The following is a 2,279-nucleotide window of genomic DNA, read 5'->3' as shown; positions in this document are numbered from 1 at the left end:
CCCTAAACGGGAAAAAGAATGTGGCCAAAAACAACAAACAAAAACCACCAAACACACTATTGAGTTCTCAAACAACAGACTTTTTTCTGCTTTGTCACCCTGTTTTGGGGCAACCCCACCAGCTTAATCGGAATCTTGCCGGCAAGTCAAGTTGCTTCATTTTGGCTTATTTCATCCGGTCTGAGGCAACCTCGCCAGCTTAGTAGAATCTCGGCTGGCTTGTCAAATCGCTCCGGTCCGGGGTGTTTCACCCGCTCCGCGGCGACTTCAAAAGATTAGCCCGAGCCTGCCTGCAAGGTCAAATCGGCTGGTCAGCGCGATTTCGAGGCGGGCGGGCCATCTCGAGCGTGCTGCTATGACCCTACTCTTTCGATCTCCGCTCCGAGGCTCAACAGGTTTTCCACGAACAACGGGTACCCGCGATCGATGTGAAACACGTCGTGAACCTCGGTCTCGCCGTCCGCGACCAAGCCGGCGAGGACCAGGCCGGCGCCCGCGCGGATATCCGAAGACCACACCGGTGCGCTCGAAAGCTGCGGGATCCCCCGCACCACCGCATGGTGTCCGTCGGTCCGCGCGTCTGCGCCCAGCCGAATCATCTCCTCGACAAACCGGAACCTGGCTTCGAACACGTTCTCCGTGATCATCGACGTCCCGTCAGCCACTGCCGCCAGTCCGATCGCCATCGGTTGCAGGTCGGTCGGGAAACCGGGGAACGGCAGCGTCGCCACGTTCACCGCCTTGGGACGCTCGTACTGAACCACCCGGAACCCGTCGTCGTTCTGGGTGACGGTGGCGCCGGCGTCGTGCAGCTTGTGCAGCACCAGCTGCAGGTGCTGCGGGTCCACGCCCGTCACCGAGATGTCTCCGCGCGTCATCGCCGCGGCTATCCCCCACGTCGCTGCCACGATCCGGTCACCGATCACCCGGTGTTGCGTGGGATAGAGGCGATCGACACCAGTGATCGTCAGGGTCGATGTCCCGGCGCCGCTGACCTTCGCGCCCATCTGGTTGAGCATCGCGCAGATGTCGACGATGTCAGGTTCGCGCGCAGCGTTGTGGATCGTCGTGACCCCTTCGGCGAGCACCGCCGCCATCAGGATGTTCTCGGTGGCCCCCACCGATGGGAACTCCAGCTGGATCTCGGCGCCCCGTAGACGATCGGCTTCGGCCACCACACAGCCGTGCTCGATATTGCAGGTCGCCCCCAACTGCCGTAGCCCGGCCTGGTGCATGTCCAGCGGCCGCGACCCGATCGCGTCACCGCCAGGCAGCGCAACCTTGGCCTTCTTGCAGCGTCCGACCAGCGGTCCCAGCACGCATACCGAGGCGCGGAACTGGCGGACCGCCGCGAAATCGGCGTCGTACTTGGGTTCGTCGGGCGACGTGATCCGGACGGTGTCACCGTCAAGCTCGACAGTGGCGCCCAACCCCCGCAACACCTCGGCCATCAGGGGCACATCAAGGATGTCGGGGCAGTTGGTGATCGTGCTGGTGCCCTCGGCCAGCAATGAGGCGGCCATCAGTTTCAGCACGCTGTTCTTTGCCCCACCGACAGCAACTTCGCCTGATAACCGGTTTCCTCCGGTCACCAAGAAACGCTCGCTCACGCCGGTTAGTGTAGACAGCCTGGCGTCGAGTTTCCGCCTGCTCGGACAGATCCGGCGAGCCCGGCGCGCTTGTTCCCAAGCCCGGTACGGTTCAGCTATGGCGGTTCATCTCACCCGTATCTATACCCGCACCGGCGACGACGGCACGACCGGGCTGAGTGACTTCAGCAGGGTTTCCAAGAATGATTCGAGGTTGGCGGCCTACGCCGACTGTGACGAAGCCAACGCAGCGATCGGCGTCGCAGTCGCCCTGGGCGAACCCGATCAGCAAATCCTGGCGGTATTGCGCCAGATTCAGAACGACCTGTTCGACGCGGGAGCAGATCTGTCCACTCCCGTCGTCGAGAACCCCGAGTACCCGCCATTGCGGATCTCCCAGGCCTACATCGACCGCCTGGAGAAGTGGTGCGACGAGTTCAACGAGGCGTTGCCCGCACTGAACTCGTTCATCCTTCCCGGGGGAACTCCGCTGTCTGCACTCCTGCATGTCGGCCGCACCGTGGCTCGCCGCGCAGAGCGGTCGGCCTGGATTGCCGTGAAGGAACACGGGGATTCGGTCAGCGTGCTGCCGGCGAAGTACCTCAACCGGCTGTCGGATCTGTTGTTCATCCTGTCGCGGGTCGCGAACCCGGACGGAGATGTCCTCTGGAAGCCCGGCGGATGAGCGCT

The 2,279-nt window shown here is 62.9% G+C and carries 3 protein-coding genes; 2 read left to right on the top strand and 1 reads right to left on the bottom strand.

The window, feature by feature from the left end:
- A partial coding sequence (locus ACZY08_RS21170) for a hypothetical protein (protein ID WP_463746552.1) occupies nucleotides 1–203 on the top strand: 203 nt, incomplete at its 5' end.
- Nucleotides 204–353: 150 nt separating this feature from the next.
- Here ACZY08_RS21170 and murA read toward each other — a convergent pair.
- Nucleotides 354–1,610 (bottom strand): UDP-N-acetylglucosamine 1-carboxyvinyltransferase, encoded by a 1,257-nt coding sequence (murA, locus tag ACZY08_RS21165; protein ID WP_166905711.1) that lies wholly within the window; start codon nucleotides 1,608–1,610, stop codon nucleotides 354–356.
- A gap of 97 nt (nucleotides 1,611–1,707) precedes the next feature.
- Between murA and ACZY08_RS21160 the strand changes: the two genes are divergently transcribed.
- Entirely contained in the window at nucleotides 1,708–2,274 is a 567-nt protein-coding gene (locus ACZY08_RS21160; protein WP_463746551.1) for a cob(I)yrinic acid a,c-diamide adenosyltransferase, read from the top strand.
- Nucleotides 2,275–2,279 lie beyond the last annotated feature (5 nt).

This window comes from Mycobacterium sp. IDUB_9 (genome assembly GCF_055419505.1).
This window is presented reverse-complemented; position numbering and strand designations above follow the sequence as displayed.

Excerpts from the sequence above, each read along its gene's own strand:
- ACZY08_RS21160 (WP_463746551.1), top strand. The coding sequence starts at position 1,708 with ATGGCGGTTCATCTCACCCGTATCTATACCCGCACCGGCGACGACGGC.